Source organism: Sphaerospermopsis sp. LEGE 08334 (assembly GCF_015207205.1).
Lineage (GTDB): Bacteria > Cyanobacteriota > Cyanobacteriia > Cyanobacteriales > Nostocaceae > Sphaerospermopsis.
Genome location: NZ_JADEXH010000003.1, coordinates 1 through 18942, shown reverse-complemented (window position 1 = coordinate 18942; position 18942 = coordinate 1). Strand labels below are relative to the sequence as shown.

The 18942-nt window shown below is 36.2% G+C and carries 23 protein-coding genes; 12 read left to right on the top strand and 11 right to left on the bottom strand.

All coding sequences use genetic code 11. The annotated features are described in order from the left end of the window. Nucleotides 1–14: 14 nt before the first annotated feature. From nifN to nifK, 4 genes are all read right to left on the bottom strand, one after another. A complete protein-coding gene (gene nifN / locus IQ237_RS02425) occupies nt 15–1343 on the bottom strand; it encodes a nitrogenase iron-molybdenum cofactor biosynthesis protein NifN (protein ID WP_194051913.1) in 1329 nt (442 codons plus the stop codon). Between the two features lie 88 nt (nt 1344–1431). Then, nucleotides 1432–2799, bottom strand: a complete 1368-nt coding sequence (gene nifE, locus IQ237_RS02420) for a nitrogenase iron-molybdenum cofactor biosynthesis protein NifE (protein WP_194051911.1) — start codon at nt 2797–2799, stop codon at nt 1432–1434. A 251-nt stretch (nt 2800–3050) separates the two neighbouring features. Then, the gene (locus IQ237_RS02415) at nt 3051–3377 is read right to left on the bottom strand and encodes a Mo-dependent nitrogenase C-terminal domain-containing protein (protein ID WP_194051909.1); all 327 of its coding nucleotides are present in this window, start codon (nt 3375–3377) and stop codon (nt 3051–3053) included. A gap of 344 nt (nt 3378–3721) precedes the next feature. Beyond that, the gene (gene nifK, locus IQ237_RS02410; RefSeq protein WP_194051907.1) at nt 3722–5257 is read right to left on the bottom strand and encodes a nitrogenase molybdenum-iron protein subunit beta; all 1536 of its coding nucleotides are present in this window, start codon (nt 5255–5257) and stop codon (nt 3722–3724) included. 752 nt (nt 5258–6009) lie between these two features. Here nifK and IQ237_RS02405 point away from each other — a divergent pair. From IQ237_RS02405 to IQ237_RS02395, 3 genes are all read left to right on the top strand, one after another. Beyond that, entirely contained in the window at nt 6010–6627 is a 618-nt protein-coding gene (locus tag IQ237_RS02405; RefSeq protein WP_194051905.1) for a Uma2 family endonuclease, read from the top strand. A 208-nt stretch (nt 6628–6835) separates the two neighbouring features. Continuing rightward, complete coding sequence (locus IQ237_RS02400; RefSeq protein WP_194051903.1) at nt 6836–8140, top strand: site-specific integrase; 1305 nt, start codon at nt 6836–6838, stop codon at nt 8138–8140. 48 nt (nt 8141–8188) lie between these two features. Continuing rightward, a complete protein-coding gene (locus IQ237_RS02395) occupies nt 8189–9139 on the top strand; it encodes a transposase (RefSeq protein WP_194051901.1) in 951 nt (316 codons plus the stop codon). Between the two features lie 236 nt (nt 9140–9375). On the opposite strand, the gene IQ237_RS02390 is transcribed toward IQ237_RS02395, so the two are convergent. Then, on the bottom strand, nt 9376–9795 hold the full coding sequence (locus IQ237_RS02390) for a hypothetical protein (protein WP_194051899.1): 420 nt from the start codon (nt 9793–9795) through the stop codon (nt 9376–9378). A gap of 268 nt (nt 9796–10063) precedes the next feature. Between IQ237_RS02390 and IQ237_RS02385 the strand changes: the two genes are divergently transcribed. From IQ237_RS02385 to IQ237_RS02345, 9 genes are all read left to right on the top strand, one after another. After that, nucleotides 10064–10378, top strand: a complete 315-nt coding sequence (locus tag IQ237_RS02385) for a DUF2511 domain-containing protein (RefSeq protein ID WP_194051897.1) — start codon at nt 10064–10066, stop codon at nt 10376–10378. A gap of 184 nt (nt 10379–10562) precedes the next feature. After that, complete coding sequence (locus IQ237_RS02380) at nt 10563–10778, top strand: hypothetical protein (RefSeq protein WP_096572694.1); 216 nt, start codon at nt 10563–10565, stop codon at nt 10776–10778. After that, nucleotides 10771–11190 (top strand): retroviral-like aspartic protease, encoded by a 420-nt coding sequence (locus IQ237_RS02375; RefSeq protein WP_194051895.1) that lies wholly within the window; start codon nt 10771–10773, stop codon nt 11188–11190. The genes IQ237_RS02380 and IQ237_RS02375 overlap by 8 nt, the downstream gene beginning before the upstream one ends. Beyond that, on the top strand, nt 11190–11414 hold the full coding sequence (locus IQ237_RS02370) for a hypothetical protein (RefSeq protein ID WP_194051893.1): 225 nt from the start codon (nt 11190–11192) through the stop codon (nt 11412–11414). The genes IQ237_RS02375 and IQ237_RS02370 overlap by 1 nt, the downstream gene beginning before the upstream one ends. 11 nt (nt 11415–11425) lie before the next feature. Then, the gene (locus tag IQ237_RS02365) at nt 11426–12553 is read left to right on the top strand and encodes an ATP-binding protein (RefSeq protein ID WP_194051891.1); all 1128 of its coding nucleotides are present in this window, start codon (nt 11426–11428) and stop codon (nt 12551–12553) included. Beyond that, nucleotides 12546–13319 (top strand): hypothetical protein, encoded by a 774-nt coding sequence (locus IQ237_RS02360; RefSeq protein WP_194051889.1) that lies wholly within the window; start codon nt 12546–12548, stop codon nt 13317–13319. The genes IQ237_RS02365 and IQ237_RS02360 overlap by 8 nt, the downstream gene beginning before the upstream one ends. A 228-nt stretch (nt 13320–13547) precedes the next feature. Beyond that, entirely contained in the window at nt 13548–14153 is a 606-nt protein-coding gene (locus IQ237_RS02355) for a hypothetical protein (protein ID WP_194051887.1), read from the top strand. 334 nt (nt 14154–14487) lie between these two features. Further along, nucleotides 14488–15072, top strand: a complete 585-nt coding sequence (locus IQ237_RS02350) for a Uma2 family endonuclease (RefSeq protein WP_194051885.1) — start codon at nt 14488–14490, stop codon at nt 15070–15072. A 27-nt stretch (nt 15073–15099) separates the two neighbouring features. Beyond that, nucleotides 15100–15678: a hypothetical protein gene (locus IQ237_RS02345; protein WP_194051883.1), complete on the top strand. Its 579-nt coding sequence runs from the start codon at nt 15100–15102 to the stop codon at nt 15676–15678. 311 nt (nt 15679–15989) lie between these two features. Here IQ237_RS02345 and IQ237_RS02340 read toward each other — a convergent pair whose 3' ends face one another. The 6 genes from IQ237_RS02340 to IQ237_RS02315 all read right to left on the bottom strand — a co-directional run bounded on the left by IQ237_RS02340 (nt 15990) and on the right by IQ237_RS02315 (nt 18754). Next, entirely contained in the window at nt 15990–16565 is a 576-nt protein-coding gene (locus IQ237_RS02340; protein WP_194051881.1) for a Uma2 family endonuclease, read from the bottom strand. Nucleotides 16566–16645: 80 nt separating this feature from the next. Further along, a complete protein-coding gene (locus IQ237_RS02335) occupies nt 16646–16813 on the bottom strand; it encodes a DUF433 domain-containing protein (protein ID WP_309225615.1) in 168 nt (55 codons plus the stop codon). 164 nt (nt 16814–16977) lie between these two features. Beyond that, complete coding sequence (locus tag IQ237_RS02330; protein ID WP_039201632.1) at nt 16978–17331, bottom strand: type II toxin-antitoxin system HicB family antitoxin; 354 nt, start codon at nt 17329–17331, stop codon at nt 16978–16980. After that, nucleotides 17328–17582: a type II toxin-antitoxin system HicA family toxin gene (locus IQ237_RS02325; protein ID WP_168466313.1), complete on the bottom strand. Its 255-nt coding sequence runs from the start codon at nt 17580–17582 to the stop codon at nt 17328–17330. The genes IQ237_RS02330 and IQ237_RS02325 overlap by 4 nt, the downstream gene beginning before the upstream one ends. A gap of 609 nt (nt 17583–18191) precedes the next feature. Then, on the bottom strand, nt 18192–18533 hold the full coding sequence (locus IQ237_RS02320) for a DUF5615 family PIN-like protein (RefSeq protein ID WP_194051877.1): 342 nt from the start codon (nt 18531–18533) through the stop codon (nt 18192–18194). Further along, a complete protein-coding gene (locus tag IQ237_RS02315) occupies nt 18530–18754 on the bottom strand; it encodes a DUF433 domain-containing protein (protein ID WP_194051875.1) in 225 nt (74 codons plus the stop codon). The genes IQ237_RS02320 and IQ237_RS02315 overlap by 4 nt, the downstream gene beginning before the upstream one ends. Nucleotides 18755–18942 lie beyond the last annotated feature (188 nt).

The following is an 18942-nucleotide window of genomic DNA, read 5'->3' as shown; positions in this document are numbered from 1 at the left end:
TCACCAATTACCCATTACCTATTCATTACCTCTTTCCACTGGTTCATCATCAAAGCTTCTTCATGTTCTATGAACAGGTTGCCAATACCAAATAAAACATCCATAGAACCGCGATAGCCTACTTTAGTAAATAAGCCATTTCCTAATCTGTCGTAGATAGGAATCCCTAAACGATAGAGAGGAATAGAAAGACGTTTAGCAATAGTATTAACATTAGAATTACCAATTAATAAATCAGAACCTACTGCTAAATCTTCCAAATCTTCTAAATCGCCAATCGTTACATTTTTAATGGGTAGATGCTCTAATAAAGGTGATTTTGTGGTAGTTACAGCCGCATGAATTTGCGCCCCCATTGACTGAAGAAAATGCACCATAGACCACATTAAATCCGGTTCTAAGGCTAAAGAAATCCGTTTTGCACCAAAATAAAAATGAGTGTCTAACATCGCATCTTGTAGCTGACGACGTTGGCGACAATATTTTTCTGGTACGGGATTTCCACTTAACACAGATAACGCTTGCAGAAATTCATCCACAGGTTCTAAACCTGTTAAATCTCTAAAAACTTCGTAGTCTGTATTAAACCTTTGCTGGAGAATTTTCGCCGCTCCCCGCATACTTTCACCTAATGCAATAGTGAAAGCAGAACTACCTAAAGATTGCAATTGTTTGAGGGTTGTACCACTAGCAGTTATAGCACTATAATGATCCTCTAAATGTCCATCTAAAGAAGCTCCCAAATTAGGCACAAAAATCGGATCTAAACCGAAGGATTTGACCATTTCTTCGATTTCTTGAACATCTCCCGGAGTAAAAGAAGCACCAGCTAAAATTGTGATTTGTTCTGGTTTAACTCCTCCCGCTTTAGGAACTTCTTTAACAATGCTTTCTACTGCAACTGCAAAACCATCTTGTAATGCACCTTTAAAATCAGGAGTGGGAGCAAAAATAATAGCTAAATGATCTAATTCTGGATGACGTTTTCTAATTTCTTTTAAAAAACGTTCTATATCATCGCCTCTAGTTTCTGTTAACCCAGTAGTACATAAACCAATAATTTCTGGTTGCAGTTTTTCTACTACTGTTAAAATAGCTTGTTCAACATTTTCCTCACCACCTAAAATGGTAGTAACTTCTGTCATTGCTGTAGTAGCTAAAGGAATTGCTTCCCGAAAATGTCGCACTAAAACAACTTTTGCAAAAGCAGTACAACCTTGAGAACCATGAAATAAAGGGATAGTTCCTTTTAATCCTAAAAAAGCTAAAGAAGCTCCTAATGCTTGACTTTGTTTAAGGGGATTAACAGAAACAGGTTTTTCTGGAAGTGTAACAAGTGCCATAAATATAATCTCAATAATTGAAAATTGACAATTGATAATTGATAATTAATAATTTCCCATTATCAATTATCCATTATCAATTTTTAATTTATTCCCAAGGTGCTGGTTTACGAATTTGTTCCCAAATTGGACTATATAAAGCCTCGTATAATTCCCGTGCCATTTCTACCATTCCCATATAACCAGCATAGGGATGATGACGTTCTTGGTTAATATCTAAAAATGGGATTCTGGCTTTTAATGCTGTGTACTGGTTTCTTCCCCCAGCTATTAACATATCTGCTTTGGTATCTTCCACCAATTTGAGCAATTCTTTGGCATTTCCTTTTTCTAACATAATGCCATCATTGCCTAGTAATTTCTTGATTTTAGCTTTATCTTCTTCTGTACTTTTGCGGGTACTGGTGGCAACTACCTCTATTCCTAAATCTTTAGCAGCGGAAATAATTGACCAACTTTTTACACCACCAGTATAGAGTACAACTCGCTTACCTTTGAGTCTTTCTCTATAAGGAGCAAGAGCAATATCTAAAGCTGCTGTTTCTTCAGCAATTAATTTTTCTGTCCGTGTTTGTAAATCAGGATCTCCTAATTTTGCGGCTACATTTCGCAAACAACGGTTAATATCATCTATACCATAAAACGATTCTTCAATGTAAGGAATGTTGTAACGTTCCTCCATTTTCCGCGCCATGTTTAATAATGCCCGTGAGCAAATCATCACATTTAATTTAGCGCGGTGAGCATAAGTAATTTCTTGATAGCGAGCATCGCCGGTAATTTTGGATAAGACGCGAATACCTAACTTTTCAAATAAAGGTAAAACCCCCCACATTTCCCCAGCAATATTGTACTCACCGATCAAATTAATATCATAAGGTGTAGTATATTCAGGTTCAGCAGTTCCTACTACATAATCTAATAAAGCTTCACCACCAAAGCGATTTCCCAGATTTTTACTACCTATAAAACCAGGAGAAATCACAGGAACAACAGGAACACCAATTTTTTCTGCTGCTGCTTTACAAACTGCTTCCATATCATCACCAATTAAAGCAGTTACGCAAGTAGCATAAACAAAAACGGCTGCTGGGTTATAACGTTTGTGAATTGCGAGAATGCCTTGATAAAGTTTTTTCTCACCACCAAAAATCACATCATTTTCTGTTAAGTCGGTGGTAAAACCTGTTTTATAAAGCATTGGTCCAGAAGACAAACTTCCGCGACTTCCCCAAGAATTTCCAGCACAAGCAATAGGACCATGTACCAAATGAGCAGCATCAGTAATAGGCACTAATGCTATCATTGCGCCATCAAAAGCACAACCACCTTGAGCAGCACCAGGTTGAGCTTGTTGAGTACAAGATTTATTTTTCTTTTCTCCTTGTTTTTTTTGATTATGTTCGCATCCTGATTCATTCAGAAGTTCGTTAATTTTGCTTTGGGTCATTTTCATATTTATGTCTCGCCTGGGTTGATTTTTATTAATTAAAATGTCAGCAAAACTCTATAGACTTACCGCAAAATTCCTCTTTACATTAGATTTACACAGTTAAATTTTCAGAAAAGATATCTATTTATCTGTAACTGAATTTTAATAACATCAATCCTTGATAATTGCTCTTCTGTTTGGTTGAATACTAATAACTAATGACCAATGACTAATGACCAAGAAAAAAGTAATGGGTAATGAATAATAACTGATGTTTAGCAAATATATTGCGTCACATCTTCGCCACATTCGTCAGCAAGATATGACAAAGCCCGAAATCGTAAACCGACAAGTTCGTTATACAGAGGATTAATTTGACAAATTGCGGGAATATGGAAAGTGCGACCAAATAAATTAATATCGCGCTCGAAAGGACAACAACAGGGAATTACTCGACAAATTAGATGGGCTAGGCGATTATTTTTAACTGGGATACCATCTACAAACCTTCTGATTGGGCGGAAAATATCAAAGTTTCCAGGGTTTTGGTACCTTGGTGGATGATAGTTAGGATGAGGATGAGAATGGGGAATAGATGCCATAATGCAAACCTAAGATAACTACAATTAAGACAAGCTTTAGAGCTAGGTTTGAGCAGTCATTAATTAGGATAAGAATAACGAACCGCAGAGGCGCAGAGGACGCAGAGGAAGAAGCTAAATTCAGTTATTCTGACTCCTCTGAGACAAATTTTAGATTTTAGGGTGGAGATGATAAAAATAATCCAAAATCCAAAATCCAAAATCCAAAATCAATTTCTCCTGACTCCTGACTCCTGTTATGATTTACTGGAATAGGGAATTGGGAAATAATACCCAATCCCCATTTATTCTTTGCTGTTTTGCTAGTAGTCAGATGTTTTTTTAACACCTGACTGTTGATATTCTTAGCGTACTAAGTCGTAAGAAATATCGGTCTTACCAGCAACGTTGGTGTTGCGATCGATTTCTTCAAAGATTGTGTTAACAACCCAGTTCAACAAGTTGATTACACCTTTGTAACCGATGGTTGCATAGCGGTGGTAGTGGTGACGGTCCATGATGGGATAACCGATTCTTACTAAAGGTACACCACAATCACGCCACAGGTACTTACCGTAGGAGTTACCGATTAACAAGTCTACGGGTTCGGTGAACAACAAGGAACGTAAGTGCCACAAGTCTTTACCACCCCAGATTTTAGCGTCTTTACCAAATTCGCTAGAATCTAACAGTGCTTGCAGTTCTTTTTCAAATGCTTCGTTGGTGTTGTGAACCAAAATGTGTACAGGTTCAGCACCCATTTCTAACATGAAGCTAACAACGCTGTAAACTAAGTCAGGATCACCGTAGATAGCGAAACGCTTACCGTGTACCCAAGCATGGGAGTCGGTCATAGCGTCAACTGCACGACCACGTTCTACTTCTAATTCAGCAGGAATGGGCTTACCAGTTAGTTCGCTGAGTTTCATCAAGAATTCGTCTGTACCCTTGATACCCCAAGGACGAGCAACACAAACATCTTGCTTCCATTCCTTAGCGATGTATTCACGGGTCTTGCTCAGGGAGTAAGCTTGAAGAGCAACAGTAGCTTTAGCGTTGATAGAATCTGCTGCATCTTCTAACTTTGTACCACCGGGGTACATATTGAACTCACCATCGTTAGGTGCGTCAACATAATCACTGTTGTCAGATAACAAGGTGTAGTCAATGCCCATCAATTCAGCGATGCGCTTAACTTCACGGTTGTTTTCTACGTAGGTGTCAAAACCGGGGATGAAGTTGATTTTGCCATTGCTGGTAGCTTTCTTCTTACCTGCGGTCAGGTTAGAAAGAATGCCCTTCATCATGTTGTCGTAACCGGTGATGTGGGAACCTACGAAGCTAGGTGTATGTGCGAAGGGTACGGGGAAATCTTGGGGAACTGAACCAGCGTTTTTAGCGTTGGTGATGAATGCACCGAGGTCATCACCGATAACTTCTGCCATACAGGTGGTGCAAACTGCAATCATTTTGGGTTTGTACAATGCGTAAGCGTTAGCCAAACCATCAATCATGTTTTGCAGACCACCGAAAACCGCAGCGTCTTCAGTCATGGAAGAAGAAACGCCGGAGAATGGTTCTTTATAGTGACGGGTTAAGTGTGTACGGAAGTAAGCAACACAACCTTGAGAACCTTGAACGAAGGGAAGAGTGCCTTCAAAACCCACAGCAGCGAACATAGCACCTAAAGGCTGACAACCTTTAGCGGGGTTAACGGTTAAAGCTTCACGAGCGAAGTTCTTTTCACGATATTCCCAGGTCTTTGTCCATTCTGCAACCCGTTGAACTTCTTCGGGGGTGTGAGCGTTTTCAAATTCTTTCTTGTTTTGGAACAGTTGTTGGTATTCTGGCTGGTGGAATAGCTCAACGTGATCCTTAATATTTTCGGGATTCTGAGGCATTTCTAGTTCTCCAAGCTTGCTGTGTGTTGTGTTTCAGTGATTTTTTGGTGGGGTAGAGGCGGGGTTTTCCTGTCCGTTTTTGGTGGAGAGTGGGGAATGTGGCTCAAAATTCAGAATGCAAAATTCAAAACTTAGAATTTTTGATTTTGAATCTTGAATTCCCTACTCCCCCTGGGGGCTAAACCCCAGACTTTTCCTATCCGGCCAGGGTTGCCCCTACTTTTTCTCTACTCTGTTTCCTAGACTGCTGCTGTAGCTTTTCTTAAAGCTTTCTTTGCAGACTTGTTCCAGGGAGCGCCGATTAATCCCCAGGTTGGGCTGTTGAGCGCCAAATCCATGTCACGAGCGAAGATTGCGAATCCGTCGTAACCGTGGTAAGGACCGGAGTATTTTTATTAATGGTTTAATAGTTTGTGAATGCTTAATGTTTGTATTTAAACTGAAATTAAGTTACAATTAAGCTAAAATTACAATATACACCAAGAGAAGAGAATGATTAATATTAATTGGGGAGAAATCCAAATCAAACAAAGATTGATTAATTAATAGAATAGTGCCAATTATCGAGAATTTTCTAAGGAAAGATGATTTATAGCAAATTATGAAACTACAGTTAAAACCAGCAGGAATAAATCATAATGGCATATTTATTAGATACCAAACTAATAACATCTTGTAAATCCTTAAATCCTGGACATCCTGATTCAGACAAGTGCTATAATAATATTTACAGATAGTTGAGTGAAGACACTATGAGCATCACAACTTTAACTAAACTAGACTTTATACAATTCTTACAACAACGTCCTGATGATGGTATTTATGAATTAGTTAACGGAGAAATTGTTAAAGTGGAAGCAATTAGAGCGCATAAAAATGTAGCCAGATTTTTGGTAAAGGCTTTTGATAGAGAGAGTGAACGATTACAGCTTGATTATATTGTAGATAAAGATATAGTTATTAGAACTATTACTAATAAAGGAGAACAGAGGGGAATAAATCCTGATGTGAGCGTAGTTTTTGCATCTTTATGGAATGCTAATGTTACAGCTTATGGTGCTTTAATTGAACCAATTCCATTAGCAGTAGAAGTAGTATCAACAAATTGGGAAGATGATTATGTTGATAAGTTAGAAGAATATGAAAATTTGGGAATTAAGGAATATTGGATAGTGGATTATTTAGCTATAGCTTCTCGTAGTTATTTAGGAAATCCTAAGTTACCAACGGTGTTTGTTTATGAATTGGTTGATGGTAAATATCAACAAACAGCATTTACAGGTACAGATAAAATTATTTCTCCTACTTTTCCTGAATTAAATATTATGGTTGAAGATGTCATTAAAGCTAGTCAAATTTATAATGTATAATATTGTCGAGATACTGAAATGATTGTAGAAGTTTGGTATCTGTTTTCTGGATGTTTGCAGTTAACATATTTATTTCGGATTTAAGTTTATTCTAATAAACAATTAAAAATGCAAGATTCACAAATTCAAGATCCAGAACCAGGGGTTTTGAATTAATTCTTTATGGTTTATTTGTTTATTTTGATGCGATCGCCACAAAACACCCAACATGAAAACCAACTTAACCCAGGAAATACAGCAAGTAAATCTGCGTTTGAAATCTGCAAAAACCAGAGTTACCATTCGAGAATCAAATGGATGTCTGCAATTACGGGCAACTTTACCTATTAAACCAGATGATGCAGATATTAGGAAGACAGGTAAAAAGCAATACAACCTCAGTTTAAACATTCCTGCGAACTTAGAAGGATTAAAAACTGCGGAAGAAGAAGCTTATGAATTAGGAAAATTAATTGCTAGGAAAACTTTTGTTTGGAATGACAAATATTTAGGACAGGAAGCAATTGAAAAAAATTTAAGAACTATGGGTGAGTTGTTGGAAAAGTTTGAGGAAGAATATTTTAAAACCCATAAACGTACAACTAAAAGTGAGCATACTTTCTTTTATTATTATACTCGAATCAAACGCTATACCAAAGCTGATGATTTGGCAATTGGGGAAAATTTTATTCATGCAATTGAGAAAATAGATAAGGAATGGGCAAGATATAACGCTGTGAGAGCAATTTCTGTATTTTGTCAACTTTTCAAGATTGAGATTAATTTAACTAACTATGCTAAAACACCAGAAACTAACTCTCGTAATATTCCTACAGATAAGGAAATTATAGCAGGTTTTTATAAATTTGAGAAATACGAAAATAATAGAGGTAAACAAGTTAATCAAGATGTCAAAGATAGCTGGTTCTTGTGGCGTTGGGTTTATGGAATGTTGGCGGTTTTCGGGTTACGTCCTCGTGAATTATTTATCAATCCTGATATTAATTGGTGGTTAAGTAAGGAAAATATAGATTTAACTTGGAAGGTTGATAAAGATTGTAAAACGGGAGAGAGAGAAGCATTACCTTTATATAAAGAATGGATTGAAGAATTTGATTTAAGGAATCCCCAGTATTTAGAAATGTTAGTGACAGCTATAAACAAAAAAGATAAAAATAATCATGCAGAAATTACAGCTTTAATTCAAAGAGTTAGTTGGTGGTTTAGAAAAATTGGTTTAGATTTTAAACCTTATGATTTACGACATGGTTGGGCAATTCGAGCGCATATTTTGGGGATTCCTATTAAAGCTGCGGCAGATAATTTAGGTCATAGTGTGCAGATTCACACGAAAACTTATCAACGTTGGTTTTCTTTAGATATGCGGAAGTTAGCGATAAATCAGGCATTGAGTAAGCGGAATGAGGTTGAGGTGATTAAAGATGAGAATTTGGTTTTGAAATTGGAGAATGAAAGATTGAAGATTGAGTTAGAAAAGTTAAAAATGGAAATGATTTATAAGGGTAAATTTTAGTATTTGATATGTTATAATTACAAGAGATCAAAAAATATATTTTCAGGGATGAACTACCAACCAAACTCAGACTATGACAGCGCATGGAAAGAAGCGATTACAGTTTATCTTGAACAATTCATAGAATACTGTTTTCCTGAAGTTTATCAAGATATTGACTGGGAAAAAGGATATGAAACCCTAGACACGGAATTACAAGAACTCATTAGAGATGCAGAAACAGGAAGACGTTTAGCGGATAAACTGGTAAAAGTCACCCTACGAAATGGAGAAAAAGCGTTAGTTCTGATTCACATAGAAATACAAGGACAAGAACAAGACGATTTTGCAGAGAGGATGTATATTTATAATCATCGTTTATTTGATCGCTATCGTCTTAAAGTCTTTAGTTTCGCGGTTTTAGGAGATGATAACCCCAATTGGAAACCAACATCTTATGGTTATAGTCAGTGGGGGTTTACAACTAATTTACAATTTCCCAGTGTTAAACTATTAGATTATAGCCATGATACCCTAGCACAAAGTAATAATCCTTTTGCTATCATCATTATGGCACATTTGCAAACCCAAGCCACTCAAGGTAATTCACAACAAAGATTTCAGTTAAAATTAAGTCTAGTGAAACGACTTTATGACTTGGGTTATACCGGAGAAATGATTCGTCAATTATTCCGGTTTATTGAATGGATGATGACATTACCCCCAATACTGCAATCTGATTTCAAGACTGAATTAAACCGTTATGAGGAGGGAAAACGTATGCCATTTTTGACTAGCTTTGAAATTGATGGAATCAGGAAAGGGAGTTTACAAACTTCTCGTGAAAATGTGATTGAGATTCTAGAAATCCGATTTGGCAATGTTTCAGATGATTTGAAAAATCAGATTAATTCTCTGGAGGATTTGCAATTGCTAAAAAGTCTTCATAAACAGGCAATTACTATTGCTTCAGTGGAGGATTTTGAGCAGTTATTAGTAGCAAGTCAAGGAGATAATTAATTATTTGTGGGTTGGGTGGATCGAGGTGAAACCCAACCTGATAAATAGGTTGTACGAAAAGGATATTTATAACGTAAGTTGCTAGTTAGGGAAATTGTCTGAATCAGGATGTCCAGGATTTAAGGATTTACAGGATGAAAATCGGAATAAGTAATAGAGATAAGCTAATGTTGGGTTTTCTCAACCCAACCTACAAACTTGTTTATTTTCTGATACCAAATATTAGTTTGGTAGTTTTAGTTCATAGAAGATATTTGTTGTGTTAAATCCAAAATCTTCTCTGCTAGTAATAAAGGATTTTGATTGCCAAATATTTGATCATCTATTACTCGAATTAATATTTTATGCCACTTGTATACACAACTAGGATTGCCTTTGGTGTGTGGCTTCTGATAAAGAATTGGCGGTACAATCTGAGGAATTTCCCAATTATTGTTTTCATCTAAAGTAGTATCTCCAAAACACCGGAGAAGAGCTTCATTTACCATTCTTCCTGAACAACTGTCGCCTCGTTTACACAAATGATTAATATATGTAGCTATTTCAGTAGCTTTTAAATACTGAGGAATATAGTCATTTTCATAACATCTTTCCACAATTCGAGCTTTAGCGGATATGTAGTCTAACTCTTTGCTAGTGAAGGTGAGATATGCCATAAGAAACCTGTCCTATGTTAAAGAAACAATTAATAATTACTATATATATAGCAATCCTAAATGATTATAGAACGATTAGATCATAGTTACTATTGGCGTAAATCGAACTAGATTAAGACTTTGAGTATCCTAACCTTACCAAATCATTTGTACTATTTGTTCATAACTCAAATCGGATTGCTATAGTCGTATTTGAATGGTATAACTACTTATTTAGAAAATTATGGAGATTTGCATGAAGATACGTAGTCACTTTTTTGTAATTCTTATGTGCCTATTTTTACTGCTTACATCGCCAGCTTTTGCGTCTTCTGCTAGGCAGAAAGTCATCCGTCAATCTGATTATGGTGACAAATGGGCATTTACAGTATCTAATGGTATTCTCTCTTGTGTCAATCCAGGAGATAAATATCCTGCTATCACATTTACAACTGATAATAAAACCTATGCAATTAACGGAATTGCAAAAGGTTTAGGATACCCAGATATTGATCCTATTTGGAAAGATAATCCCAATACTTCTGGTTTAAAAGTTAATATAAGTCCCTTTATTCAAAGGGGTTTAAACCTATGCAGCAATTAGCTTAATTGCACTGTTAAACCCAAAAAGCGATCACCTCATCCTAAATATCCAATCATAAAATCAAGACAACTCAAAACAATCCACTAACTCATAATAAATGCGATCGCACGGTAAAATTCACTAACGCACAATCATAAAAATTGTGGAAAAATAGAAATATAAAATTCTCTCTACTATGACAATTATGAACGCCATAGAACTATTTCCCACCCTACGAAATTTAACTCGTGCAGATAAGCTAAAAGTTATGCAGTTTCTAGTATCAGAATTAGCTAAAGATGAAGAACCATCATTAGAACAGGGAGCAACTTATTCTATTGTATCTCCGCTAAATTCCCATGCTGCTGCACATCAACTTGCCCAACTACTAGAAGCTGATAAACAAAAGGAACATGAATAAACCTCAAAGATTTTCCTTTACAGAAGGATATGATACCTTTGGTATACCTGATGCCTTGCCAAAGTTACCATTAACACTTACTTATCGTAACTTATCAGTAGATGTTTCTGGTTTATTGGATACTGGTGCAAGTGTTAACGTTCTGCCATACAGTGTAGGTATTCAGCTAGGTGCAATTTGGGAAGAACAAACTACTTCTGTAATGTTAGCTGGTAATTTAGCACCAGTAGAGGCAAGAGGTTTACTGATATCTGCTCATATTGGATCATTTGAGCCTGTTCGCTTAGTTTTTGCTTGGTGCTTATCTGATGATGTACCTTTATTATTAGGGCGTATGAACTTCTTTTTAGAGTTTGATGTGTGTTTTTACCGTGCAGATTTAGCTTTTGAAGTGTGTCCAACCAGAAAATAATGCAAATCCTAAACATAAATCAAACTATCACAGCTTGGTCATCCATTGCCGAAAATGTTTTTGTTCCTCACACAGAAGCAGAATATGAACATTTAGTTAATATACTTGATGCACTCATTGATCAAATCGGTGAAGATGAAACCCATCCTCTAGCATCTCTGATGGAAGTCATTGGTGTATTAATTGAAAATTATGAAAATGAACATATTCCTGAATTATTGTGATGTGTAAAAATATGCTAGAAAAACTCATCCTTCATAATTTCAAAAGCCATAAATCTACAGAACTTCATTTCGATAATTCCCGATTCCATGGAATTGTAGGAAAAAATAGTGCTGGTAAAACATCAGTATTACAAGCATTGCATAGTCTATCTATGCTAACTCATTTATCATTCACACAAATCTTTAAAAATGAAAAATCACCTCAATTTATTACAACAATGGGTGAAAAAAGGATGTCTATATCTGCAAGTGGTTATTGGCAAGATAATTTTAGTAAAAAGTGGGAATTTTTCTATAGTATTGAAGAAGAGAAAATCTATAATTACAATTCCAGCGTAATATTAACTATAGATGGACATCAATATAATTGGGATCAAGATCCACGTTTTAGAAATTTATCGAATGTTCCTCAATCTTTTAAAAACACTATTTATTTAAAATTAATAGCCTCCAACCTCGCTAAACCAGCTTACAGTGATGAAATCACTCCCAGAGTTGAATTTGACGGATCAGGATTAGCACCTACCTTAGATTTTCTCCGTGATGAAGCACCAGATAAATTTCAAATCATAGAAGAAATGTTAAAGAAAGTTGTACCAAATGTACGCAAAATTGGCATCAGACGCGCAAAAGTGCCAGTCATTCGGAAACGTTTAATCGAAGTGGATGGTCGATCTATTTCCTATGATGAAACTCAAGAAATGACCGGACAAGAAGTAGTTTTAGATATGAATACAGGTGAACGTATTCCCGCCCATGCAATTAGTGAAGGAACAATGTTAACTTTAGGATTATTAACTGTGTTAATGAATCCTACTCAACCTAATTTAGTGTTATTAGATGATATAGAACAGGGACTTCATCCCCAAGCACAACGTCAGTTAATGAATGTTTTTAAAGAAATCATTGCTGAAAATCCTAACCTGCAAATTATTTTCTCTACCCATTCTCCTTATATAATTGATCAACTTACTCCTTCTCAAGTCCATATCTTAAATAACAGTAAATCAGGTTTTACAGTTGCCAAACGTTTAGACGAACATCCTGATATAGAATGGGCAAAGGAAACCTTAACAACAGGTGAATTTTGGGATGCTGAAGGGGAAGATTGGGTGTTAGAAGGAGAAGTCAGTGGTTGAGGTTATTGTCATAGTTGAAAGTGGTGCAGATGCGAGAACAGCTACTAAATTAGCCGAGCGAGTTTTAAAGGAAAAATTCGATTGGTTAGATGATGATATTCTGCAACATTGTTTTCAATGGACTGGTTTAGAGTCAGGAACAGAATTTTCCTGTTGGCGAGATATTATCAAAATTATTGAAGATGCAAAAGAAAAATTAAAATATAAACCTAGTAGGTTTTTAGGTCATGATAGTAATGGTGTACCTTTAAAAGCTGATGGTGCAGCATCTATTAAAGTTCTGAATTTAGTACGCTTTCTGCAAAGAACACGACAAATTAAAGCTATTTTATTTATCCGTGATTTAGATAATCAACCAGAACGTAAAGAAGGTATTGAACAAGCACGTTTAGAACATCTTAATAAAACACCAAAATTAGAAATTATCATTGGTGCTGCTGATCCAAAACGTGAAGCATGGGTGTTAAATGGGTTTATTGCATTTGATGATGAAAAAGTAATTTTAGAAGATATCAAAAATAAATTATCTTTTGATCCTTCCATAGAACCTAAAAGATTACGTTCTACTTCAGAGAAAGAACCGGAAAGAATCAGAAATATTAAATTTGTAGTGGAACAGCTAACGGGAAAAGATATGGAACGAGAAAAACAATGTTGGGAAGAAACAAGTTTAGAAATTTTACGTGTAAGAGGTGTGAAAACTGGTTTAATGGCATACCTTCAAGAAGTAGAGGAAAGATTAAGTGTAATTATTTTATCTGAGTGATGAAGATGTCTTCTCTACGAGATATGACAACTAACTGTCAGTTATATTTTTGAGGCACTAAGTAACTTTTAAATTATATTCTAAGTATTAATAGCTTTTATTGAAACAATAAGTATCTATAGACATTATATGGACAGTTCATGAATTGTCACTACGATAATTTTTACCAGATTTCTAATGTGGTTCAATGTGATCGTTAAGTATAACCGATAGGTTTTTTTTATAAGTATGCAAATCAATCTTTCCGTCACCGCTGCTGCTATGGCTTTGTTAGCTGCTGCTCCATCAATAGCTCAAGCTCAAGTTAATAGCGTCATTATTGGTCAAACCTCATCAACCCCCAACACTTCAGTAGTCAATATGACAATCACTGAGTCTGAAGTCTTGGCAGCCCAAAAAGCCTGGGGAGATGCATTAGTCGCCATCTCCACCACCAACGATGAGAAGGGAAAAGCCGCAGCTAAGGCATTAGCCGAGAAGATTATTGATCAAGCCTATGGTTACCAAATGGGTGCAGTGCTGTTCAAGCCAACTTTGACACAAGCACCACAGACTTTCCGCACAACACGCCAAGGTGCATTGGCTTATTTCGTGGGTGGCGATCCGTCTTTCCCTAATGATACTGGCTTTGCCCTCAAAGGATGGCGAAAGGTAGAAATTCGCAACGCTGGAATCTTCATTGTTGGTAATGTAGCTACAACAATGGGCAATGTCTTAGTTACTGACAAGACTGGTAAAGTAACCACAGTGGACAAAACCTGGAAGTTCATCAAGGATAACAATGGTAAACTGCGTATTGTGGTACACCATTCCTCCCTGCCCTACAAAAATTAAAATCACCTGTTTCATCAGAAAAATAGCAGGTTGGTGAAACTAAACATGAATCACTGTAGAGATATAGAGATGTTCCATAGGTAAGAACTCTCATCTCTACATAGCATTCAATATTTCTAACTCTGATTGTCTTACCTTGAGGTTTTCGCGATCGCAATCAGTCCAATCATTATCCCCTGGTGTATAAAACACTGGTTTAACTATTTCATTTTTCCAAAAAGTCTGACTCTTTTCCAACCAAGAGCAATTCAATCATCAACATAACCAGCCAGTGAATCAAGAAAAAATATTAAATTTGTAGCTATAATCAAAACAAACTTCTCAAAATTCTGATATGGTCGCCATTCCCCAAAAACCGCCAAAAATGACCTTTGAGGAATATCTCACATGGGAACTTAACCAAGATATTCGCTATGAATACATCAACGGCGAAGTTTTCGCCATGACTGGTGGTACAATTCCCCATAATGATATTGCTCTCAATCTTTACAGACCTTTATATTCTCATCTCCATCCTCAAGGTTGTCGAGTCAACGTATCAGATGTCAAAGTACAAGTTAATCCCAACAGCGTCTACTTCTATCCTGATCTTGTTGTTAGTTGTCACCATGAAGATATCAACGCTCGCAAATTTATTCAACATCCGAAATTAATTGTAGAGGTGCTTTCTCCCAGTACAGCCAGTAAAGATAAAGGAGAAAAATTCAGATATTATTTAACAATTCCCTCCTTACAAGAATATATCTTAATTGATTCGGAAAGAATATATGTTGAGCGTTATTGTCGAGGAGAAGGGAGAATGTGGCTTTACTATCCCTACACTACTGGAGATATAATTAAATTATCAAGCATTGAATTTGAATTTCCCATTGAATTATTATATGAAGGTGTAGAATTAGAGACAGATACAGAAAATTAAACCTCTCACAAAAAGGAAAAACTGAAAATGTCCAAGCGTAAAAAAAGCAACCTGCAATGGATTAAAGAAACCCTAGAACTAGATCCAAATCATCACTGGGAAGGACCAGAAGATTATAAAATATTTGTCGCTGGTAGGGGTGCAGTTCGTTTTAACGTTCCCCAAGATTGGGTATTTGAACCCAAAGAAAAATCTTTTAAATTCACAGATAAAAAACCACCCAATGATGATTGTTGTTTAGAAGTTTCCTATAATCATTTACCCCCAAATGATTGGACATTATTCCCCCTCAAACGCACCTTAAAAAAAATCATAGAAGATGATAAGCGTGATGTCATTGAAACAGGGGAAATCATACAAGTTAAACGCCAAACTGCCAAAATAATGTGGGGACAAATTAAATTTATTGACACCCAAGCAGAACCCAGGGAAGCATATTCTAGAATTTGTGTAGGTTTAGGTTCTAATATTCAGTGTTTAATTACCTTTGATTATTGGGCGGATCAAGCAGAACAATTAACACCTATTTGGGATGAAGTAATGCGGAGTTTAACACTAGGCTTATATATTCGTGATCCACGCACTGGTTTAGCTTTTCCTGATTAAAAAAAACAAAAGAATATTAAGATTTCCACCAAGAAAGAATTATGAAAATCTCTCTTAAAACCTCATTTCTCTGTGTTCTCTGTGGTTCGTTTATTTCTTAACTTTTGCCTAAAGGTGTGTCAGATTATAAATTTAATCATTTTCTTACTAACTTACAGCATATTTCATACCAGTGAGGTACAAACTCAAATCATAAAACCCTTGTGGAACAGGCATCCTGCCTGTTAACCTTGTACCTCATTTACCTCGAAACTGCTGTATCTGTTTTACACACCTTACCAACTTACACATAATTTGAAAATCAACTAAAACTAACTTTCTATTTCTTCTTCCGTAAAAACAGGAGGCCATAATTCAGAAATAGGCAATTCCCAACCTGGTAATAGTTCAGGTAAAGTTAAAATATCATTATTTTGAAAAACAACAGGTTCACCTTGAGAACGATAAACAGTTACAGTTTCTTCATCAGGATCAATTAAAATTCCCACCACTGCACCCAAATTAATAAAATTGATAATCTTCTTTTTTAAAGTGCTTATTCTATCACTTTGAGATTTAATTTCTACTACTAAATCGGGTACAAGTTCCCCAAAATAGCGGGGACTTTGACGCAATCTTGCAGCACGGACAAAGGAAACATCGGGAGCAGTTAAATTACTATCTGGTAAAATAAAACCCCCCGCAGAATCAAATACTCTTCCTAGACGACGGGGATAAACCCAGTTAGCTAATACTCGACTGAAAAGAATCCCAATTTCACTAGAAACAATATCCGATGGACCCATAATAGAAATGTTACCGTTTTCTAATTCAACATCATAATCTAAACCAGCTTCATTGATAGCAGTTTGCAGTTTTTGTACATCTTTAATAGTCATGATTGGCATAATTTTGGACTCCTGAAAGATAAGATATAGTTGATTAATATTTTACATTTTATATGAATTTTCATCAAATAAAAATCCATTCATGCAGTTTTATTCACTTGATAATGATTCCCCATCAACTTTACTGCAAATTGAATACAAGCATAAATCTGTTCTTGTTGTAGAGAGGGGTACTGTTCCAGAATTTCCTCAATTGAATCACCTGAATCACCAGCACCTAAAAACTCCATAATTGTTTGTACAGAAATTCGAGTCTGTATCAGGATTTCCAGGATTTCAGGATTTACAGGATAAATGGATATTGTCCCCCATAAAGATCTGCAGCATCACGAGGTCTATGTTTCGATTTTCCGCGACCGACATAACCAACTTCATCTAATGATTTCTCAGGCCACTTCATATCCCCAATTCCTCAAGCATTTTCTAAAGATTCCCCTTTCAAATAACGTTCCAGTGCATCCGTCACCAACTTATTAAGATTTACCCCCCGTTGTTGAGCAAATAACGCCGCTTGACGATGAAGTTGGCTACCTACACGGACATTAAAACTCCCCTTAAATGGCTTCTCAGGCTCAATCCCTTTTTCTTCACAAAGAGACAAATAATCATCAATTGCTTCCTCAAAACTAGCCCTGAGACTAGCCACATCTTCCCCTTCAAAACTAATTAAACTGCGGATATATTCCACCTGTCCGTAGAAGGTTTTATCATCATCACTATAGTGAATAGACCCGAAATAATCCTTGTATTGCATCATGTTATTCATAGCAATTCTTCCCCTTGGAGAATCTCGATAATCTGTTCAATCTGATATCGTTTGAGAATATTTTGAGGATGGGGTTTATGTAACGTAATAATCACTCCCGCATCATTGAGAAAACGCCGCCGAGAACCTCCCGTTTTACCTGTGCTGACTTCCTCAAACCCAAACCCCGAAAGCAAGCTGACTAACTCCTCCCAGGTGAAATCCTTGGGAATGCTAAGAAACCGCTTAATTAATTTCTCCCTGCGGGTCATGAGAACTCCCGACTGCTTACTTCCATTATCTGTCCTCAACGATTTTTTGCAACTAAAATTAGTTACATTATCACATTAAACCGATTACCGATTTTAGGCGTTGCTGAATTAGGATATGAAATTGAAAAATCAATCATTTCAACCTCTTACTCTCTGCGACTCTGCGCCTCTGCGTGAAACAAAATCATACTCTTAATCAGCAACGCCCGATTTTGGCGTTGCAGTGCTTTGGGTATCCCATAATAACTGTTGAATCTTAATATTAGCACTTTACTATTACTAAATAATAACATTTTTGTTGATAAATGTCCCAATAAATTACTATCCTTAATAACTCTAATCGCACCACAATAAGGTTGTTAATTTGAGGATAATTAATTGTCTGAATCAGGATTTCCAGGATTTCAGGATTTACAGGATGAGGGATTCGGTGATTAATTGGTGGCGATCGCTGTGGGAATTTGTCTGAATCAGGATTTCCAGGATTTGAGGATTTACAGGATGAGGTATTCGGTGATTAATTCGAGCGATCGCTGTGGTAAATTGTTTGATAGCTTACAGGATGTGATTTATCATTTTAAGCGATCGCTTTCTAGTATCAAACATTAATTATTTAAAAGCTTCAATCTGATCCAAATAAACATTAATTAACTGATTATCAGCCACTAAAATTTCAATTTCTGGCCAAACTCTGGACAGGAGTGAGTGAAATTGACGTTTTCGCACATTCCCAAAGCGTAGATGTACTACTTTAGGCGGGAGTAAATCAACCATCATGCGATCAGAAAAATCTGCATCTTTGGTAACAATTACCAGTTTTCTTTCTTTCGCATACTGCCATATTTGGGTATCACTTGGACTGTCACCTAAGATGGAAACATGGACAATGGGTAAAGATGGGGTAAATTGAATTTTCACGGGTAGATTTTCATCGAATAAAAACCCATTCATGCGATTTTTCTCACTTCGTAGTGACTACCCATCAACTTTGCTGCAAATTGAATACAAGCATAAATATCTTCTCGTTGTAGAGAGGGGTACTCTTCCAGAATTTCCTCAATTGAATCACCAGCGCCTAAAAACTCCATTATTGTTTGTACAGAAATTCGAGTATTAGTAATAATGGGTCGTCCATTGCAAATATCTGGATGAATAGTTATTCTGCTTTCCATTTTGTTTACTTCTTATTGTTATTAATTGATTGTAGCATTTGTCTGATAGCGTGGCGTAAGCTAAGTAAGTCGGCGTGAGAAAACCAAACTATGTAAAGATAAGTAAATACGGAGAAGACATCTACCAAGGTGATAGAGATATGGGTGCTCGTTTGAGGGTATTTTTAACTCGTAAGCAAGACGAAATG

Excerpts from the sequence above, each read along its gene's own strand:
- nifN (WP_194051913.1), bottom strand. The coding sequence starts at position 1,343 with ATGGCACTTGTTACACTTCCAGAAAAACCTGTTTCTGTTAATCCCCTT.
- nifE (WP_194051911.1), bottom strand. The coding sequence starts at position 2,799 with ATGAAAATGACCCAAAGCAAAATTAACGAACTTCTGAATGAATCAGGA.
- IQ237_RS02415 (WP_194051909.1), bottom strand. The coding sequence starts at position 3,377 with ATGGCATCTATTCCCCATTCTCATCCTCATCCTAACTATCATCCACCA.
- nifK (WP_194051907.1), bottom strand. The coding sequence starts at position 5,257 with ATGCCTCAGAATCCCGAAAATATTAAGGATCACGTTGAGCTATTCCAC.
- IQ237_RS02405 (WP_194051905.1), top strand. The coding sequence starts at position 6,010 with ATGAGCATCACAACTTTAACTAAACTAGACTTTATACAATTCTTACAA.
- IQ237_RS02400 (WP_194051903.1), top strand. The coding sequence starts at position 6,836 with ATGAAAACCAACTTAACCCAGGAAATACAGCAAGTAAATCTGCGTTTG.
- IQ237_RS02395 (WP_194051901.1), top strand. The coding sequence starts at position 8,189 with ATGAACTACCAACCAAACTCAGACTATGACAGCGCATGGAAAGAAGCG.
- IQ237_RS02390 (WP_194051899.1), bottom strand. The coding sequence starts at position 9,795 with ATGGCATATCTCACCTTCACTAGCAAAGAGTTAGACTACATATCCGCT.
- IQ237_RS02385 (WP_194051897.1), top strand. The coding sequence starts at position 10,064 with ATGTGCCTATTTTTACTGCTTACATCGCCAGCTTTTGCGTCTTCTGCT.
- IQ237_RS02380 (WP_096572694.1), top strand. The coding sequence starts at position 10,563 with ATGAACGCCATAGAACTATTTCCCACCCTACGAAATTTAACTCGTGCA.
- IQ237_RS02375 (WP_194051895.1), top strand. The coding sequence starts at position 10,771 with ATGAATAAACCTCAAAGATTTTCCTTTACAGAAGGATATGATACCTTT.
- IQ237_RS02370 (WP_194051893.1), top strand. The coding sequence starts at position 11,190 with ATGCAAATCCTAAACATAAATCAAACTATCACAGCTTGGTCATCCATT.
- IQ237_RS02365 (WP_194051891.1), top strand. The coding sequence starts at position 11,426 with ATGCTAGAAAAACTCATCCTTCATAATTTCAAAAGCCATAAATCTACA.
- IQ237_RS02355 (WP_194051887.1), top strand. The coding sequence starts at position 13,548 with ATGCAAATCAATCTTTCCGTCACCGCTGCTGCTATGGCTTTGTTAGCT.
- IQ237_RS02350 (WP_194051885.1), top strand. The coding sequence starts at position 14,488 with ATGGTCGCCATTCCCCAAAAACCGCCAAAAATGACCTTTGAGGAATAT.
- IQ237_RS02345 (WP_194051883.1), top strand. The coding sequence starts at position 15,100 with ATGTCCAAGCGTAAAAAAAGCAACCTGCAATGGATTAAAGAAACCCTA.
- IQ237_RS02340 (WP_194051881.1), bottom strand. The coding sequence starts at position 16,565 with ATGCCAATCATGACTATTAAAGATGTACAAAAACTGCAAACTGCTATC.
- IQ237_RS02330 (WP_039201632.1), bottom strand. The coding sequence starts at position 17,331 with ATGAATAACATGATGCAATACAAGGATTATTTCGGGTCTATTCACTAT.
- IQ237_RS02325 (WP_168466313.1), bottom strand. The coding sequence starts at position 17,582 with ATGACCCGCAGGGAGAAATTAATTAAGCGGTTTCTTAGCATTCCCAAG.
- IQ237_RS02320 (WP_194051877.1), bottom strand. The coding sequence starts at position 18,533 with ATGAATGGGTTTTTATTCGATGAAAATCTACCCGTGAAAATTCAATTT.
- IQ237_RS02315 (WP_194051875.1), bottom strand. The coding sequence starts at position 18,754 with ATGGAAAGCAGAATAACTATTCATCCAGATATTTGCAATGGACGACCC.